The sequence below is a fragment of the Brunnivagina elsteri CCALA 953 genome, assembly GCF_002289455.1.
In the GTDB taxonomy this organism is placed as follows: domain Bacteria; phylum Cyanobacteriota; class Cyanobacteriia; order Cyanobacteriales; family Nostocaceae; genus Brunnivagina; species Brunnivagina elsteri.
The window spans coordinates 1-4,387 of the sequence record NZ_NTFS01000488.1 but is presented as its reverse complement, the minus strand read 5'-3'; the positions used below and the strand labels follow the sequence as shown (position 1 = coordinate 4,387).

The following is a 4,387-nucleotide window of genomic DNA, read 5'->3' as shown; positions in this document are numbered from 1 at the left end:
ATACAGATATGCCAGGTTGGGATTTGGCAAATTTACCTGAAGACGCGAATGAAATTAGTACAGCTTGGATTGAACATTACGCTAATGGTGAGTCTTTATCGTCAGATAAAATTCAGTTTTTATTAGATAGAGCATCGATTCACAAAGCAGTATTGAGTGATGCTTTGAGGTGATATTTTTATTCATTTGTCAATTAAAAATAAATGGATTTTTTGCAGACTTTTTATCATATTTAATGGGTCGCGAACTCCGTAAATTGACGTATATAAGGAGAATGAAAAGCCAAAACAATATCATCATTTGGTACACCCATCTCTAACAATTGGGTAGCAATACCAACTTCAGTTCCATCATGTTGAATCCAGATTTTGCCATTGATAATATCGAGATGTAAACTGCATCCATGTGTTCGACGATTACCGCGCCAACCAGTATGCAATAATAAATAGCGATCGCGATCGCAATCTATCACAGCTTGGGTTTCAATCCCTTCCCCTTCAGGAGTTATCGGTTGATGCGATCGTCTTTCTGCCCGTTCTAAAATCAATTGTTTGATTATTTGACGGTATTCCTCTATAGCCATTGGATAATAACCTCCTTTTTTTCATCATAAACTAATAGCTGAATTTCAGTTCTTTCAATTACTGAACGAACAAAACGACGCTGGAAAAATGAGTTATAAATTGATTCGGGAATCGCAAGATAAAGTTTTCTTTCTGCTTCAAATTCCTCAAGTGCAAATTTGTAATTCATAAATTGTCCGAGTGCGGTATGAAAATCTGACACATTTGAGCGTCCAATGAAACTCTTGATTTCCACTGCTATTTTTTCCCCCGCTCGTTCCGCAGCTAACATCTCTGCTGCCAAATCTATTTCAAAGTCTACATCTCCAACACTCATTTCCAAAGGATCGGCTGTAATTGTCCATCCTTCTTTCTCAAGAGCGATTCTAACAGCATCGTGAAAGCGGTCTTTAGCCATTAATCATAAGTTTCAGTATTTTGTTTCTATCTTAACAAAATAATTACTCTAAAAATTTTCACACTTAATTACCACCATAATATAAAAAATTATTGTAGGTTGGGTGGAAAATTTCCGTAACCCAACACATGATATCGGGAAAAAAGAAATTGTTTAAACAACCAAATAATTAATTCGATGATAAGAATTCACGCTTTAAATATTGCATAAAATGTTCTGACTTTTCACGGTAAGTCCTCAACCAACCAAACTACGTAGCTTTTTCCACTGGCTCATTCGCAAGAGTATTAAATTGATGACAATAGGTAACGGAAAATAGGGGTTGAGAGAAAGCGCAAAATGACCTTTTCTACATGCCGTGAAAAGTCAGATAAAATGTTGGGTTACGACGCAAATATATATTTATTAATTTGCTACAGATATTCATCATGCGTCTTCACCCAATCTACAATAAAATTAAAGAATCAAAATAGGAGATAAAAAATGGAAATATTGCAAAGTTACCAGTCAATTCTGGAAACTAGAAAAACCACCACCGAAGAAGCTCTACAATTATTCGATCCTCTCGAACCCGTAGATTTAGATTTTATGTTCGGACGTTGGCAGGGTTCGGAGATTGACACATCCCATCCGATGAATGGCATGTTGGCAAGTTCTGGTTGGTATGGAAAGGAATTTATCGATAGTGAGACTGTTCATCCCTTATTGTTTGCGGACGATCGCAACCACATATTCAAGGTGGCACCCAATGCGATCGCGATGGATTGGATGCTGAAAATTCCAGCGATCCAAAATGATGCTTTTAAACCCTTGCTCAAATTAGCGACTTCTTTACAAAAAACCGAAACCAGCCAAGCTCGGTTGAGAATGATGGAGTATCGGGGAAAAGTTAGCGCCACAATGGTATACGATTTTTTACCAATTAATGACTCGTTTCGCAAAATTGATGATAGTTCCGTATTGGGAATAATGGATTATAAAAATCTATCCGAACCGTTCTTTTTTATTCTCAGACGAGTTTCTAATGTTGATAATTAATCGATTTCTAATTTCTATTTCTAATTTCTATTTCTAATTTCTATTTCTAATTTCTATACTCCTAATTCTCAACAGTATCGCAATCTCTTGTAGGTTGGGTGGAGGCTTTGCGTAACCCAACATATGATATTGGGAAAAAAGAAATTATTTAACAATACCTTCGCCAAATTTATGAACTGCTAGAGCAAGGCTCGGCTGGGTGGATACGCCCTAAATTGGTAACTCGGTGAAAAATATTTGCGAGTAAAACTGGGTCTGGTTTTTCCGGAAGGAGTTTTATAGTTTCCTCAACATATTTATAACCTCGGAACATTGCCTTAAGGTCTATAATACTAAAATCAGGGTTAAATTTGCGGAAGTGAGAAAGCAAAACTTGTGAAACATTAACCATGAAGAATGCCAGATTTGCAGCATTTGTTATCGCATTTTTACTAACATTCATAAAATCTTCCAGTCCCCAAAATTGTTTAGCATCGCGAAAATTAAATTCGATTTGAAATCTCAAACTGTAATAATCGATTACATGCACATAACTTAATTTCAAGTCAGTCGAGAACAAAATAGCATGGGTTCTGCTCGATGTTGTAATATTTGTCCGTACTAAAATAACGACATTTAGCGCTTGAGAAAATTCTTTATGAAGAAGTTGAGCTTGATAAATATCTGTGCGAATATTATCAACAATCTCGGTTTTTTTGAGAAAATTCTCTGGTATAGATGAATAGTCAATTCTATCTCCGTATTTACGACGGGACTTACGACTAGGGTCTGGATTTTCATAAGGGATGTACAATGCAGAATCACACCGCATCTTACAAATTAACTGTAAACCCAGTTTCCGAGCCATAACTACAGCACTATTATTTCCAAAATGACCATCTAATACCAAGTAAGTTAGCGGCAAAAATTTACTTAGTTTTTTTAGTAAATCTTGAATTAGACTATGAATACGTAGAAGCTCTGAGGTAAAAACTACTTCTTTTTTATCTTTGTTTTTACTACCCTTTGGTCGCCCACCCTTCTTTTTTGGAGTTTGTTGATTTGTTTCTTCTTGAGGCTTTTCTGTCTCTTTTTTTAATTTTTTTGGATTCTCAACTTTTGTTTTTATTACTTGTTCAATCCTGATAGGAAATGCTTTCCTTTGTTCAACACTGACCAAGGACAATGCAAAAAATGATAATCCCAGTATCGGCTTATCATACAAAGAAGAAAAAAATCGATCAATGCCATAACTTTTCTTTCCTGCTTTGCTTACTACGACTTCATCTCCTGCTAATATATATGTTTCTTTTCTACAAAATATATGTTCTTGAAAAAACACCCAAAATAACATTGCCCAAGGTAGTGAATGAGCAAAAAATCGTTGTATTGTCCGATAGCTTCCTCCTTTTCCACACCATCGTGATATGCCCAACATGGTTATTCTTCCACTCATCGCCAGCATTGCGGATATGATTCTGCTCCAACGCCTCAAAGTTGTTCTTGTCGTATATCGTTGCAAGCATTCCAACAGTGCTAATATATCTGGCATGGGCTTTCCGTAGCGATTGAGTTGTGGTTGTGGTAAACAATAACTCTACTACGGAAAGCTCTCTTTATTTTGGCGAAGGTATTGATTTAAACAACCAAATAATTAGGGCTTGCTGATTAAAGCTATAACCTCTGCCAAATAAGGGTTTTAATCATTTTTGAAGCGAACAAGTGCTATTCGTTATGGCATTTAGAGGCTCAAAAACCATGCACTTTGGCGGAAAATCGCGGGGTGAATTTTGGTTCTGACCTCTAAAACCAGCGTTATTCAAGCTGTGTGGCATCTAGATTCGCTTTGTAGCCTTTTTCAGCAGACCCTAATTAATTCGATAATAAAAATTCACGCTTTCAATATTGCATAAAATGTTGGGTTACGACGCAAATATATATTTATTAATTTGGTACAAATATCCCTCATGCGTCTTCACCCAACCTACAATAAAATTAAAAATCTCCATTACTACTGCACATGAATTATACGTAATTAATTTAAAATTATCGGTGAAAAACTGTCTTTTTCGTGCTTTTTACGGAATTTAGAGAATATTAGGCAGTAATTTTTACTTACAAATGAGCGCGATCGCACTTCAACGATTTTGCATGTTGGGTTTATAAAACTAATCATAATTTGAATATTTAGTTACGCTTCGCTTGACTTTTAACTGAAACATAAACCAAATTATACAAATTAAATTCCCGACCATAAAAAAGTCGGGAATCTGGGTTTTCATAAATTAGAACTAATTTCTAAGTCCTAACTTTTTACTCCCAACTTCAACATTTGCGCCGTCAAAGCCAGACTTTCCTCCAAAAGAGACTCATGTCCCCAGCGTTGTAC

At 35.8% G+C, this 4,387-nt stretch carries 4 protein-coding genes and 1 pseudogene; 2 read left to right on the top strand and 3 right to left on the bottom strand.

Going from position 1 to position 4,387, the window contains the following annotated elements; genetic code table 11:
- A pseudogene (locus CK510_RS33690) lies at positions 1-173 on the top strand (polysaccharide pyruvyl transferase CsaB); the annotation flags it as partial.
- Positions 174-232: 59 nt separating this feature from the next.
- Here the strand turns inward: CK510_RS33690 and CK510_RS26960 are convergent.
- Both CK510_RS26960 and CK510_RS26955 read right to left on the bottom strand, forming a co-directional pair.
- Positions 233-583, bottom strand: a complete 351-nt coding sequence (locus CK510_RS26960; RefSeq protein WP_095724593.1) for a XisI protein — start codon at positions 581-583, stop codon at positions 233-235.
- Positions 574-981 (bottom strand): XisH family protein, encoded by a 408-nt coding sequence (locus tag CK510_RS26955; protein ID WP_095724592.1) that lies wholly within the window; start codon positions 979-981, stop codon positions 574-576. Before CK510_RS26955 ends, CK510_RS26960 begins: the two co-directional genes overlap by 10 nt.
- A gap of 483 nt (positions 982-1,464) precedes the next feature.
- Between CK510_RS26955 and CK510_RS26950 the strand changes: the two genes are divergently transcribed.
- A complete protein-coding gene (locus CK510_RS26950; RefSeq protein ID WP_095724591.1) occupies positions 1,465-2,019 on the top strand; it encodes a DUF4334 domain-containing protein in 555 nt (184 codons plus the stop codon).
- Between the two features lie 169 nt (positions 2,020-2,188).
- On the opposite strand, the gene CK510_RS26945 is transcribed toward CK510_RS26950, so the two are convergent.
- Positions 2,189-3,550 carry a transposase gene (locus CK510_RS26945; RefSeq protein ID WP_095724590.1) on the bottom strand — a complete coding sequence of 454 codons (1,362 nt, stop codon included), beginning with the start codon at positions 3,548-3,550 and terminating at the stop codon, positions 2,189-2,191.
- Positions 3,551-4,387 lie beyond the last annotated feature (837 nt).

Coding starts and splice junctions, on each gene's coding strand:
- CK510_RS26955 (WP_095724592.1), bottom strand. CDS start 981: ATGGCTAAAGACCGCTTTCACGATGCTGTTAGAATCGCTCTTGAGAAA.
- CK510_RS26960 (WP_095724593.1), bottom strand. CDS start 583: ATGGCTATAGAGGAATACCGTCAAATAATCAAACAATTGATTTTAGAA.
- CK510_RS26950 (WP_095724591.1), top strand. CDS start 1,465: ATGGAAATATTGCAAAGTTACCAGTCAATTCTGGAAACTAGAAAAACC.
- CK510_RS26945 (WP_095724590.1), bottom strand. CDS start 3,550: ATGCCAGATATATTAGCACTGTTGGAATGCTTGCAACGATATACGACA.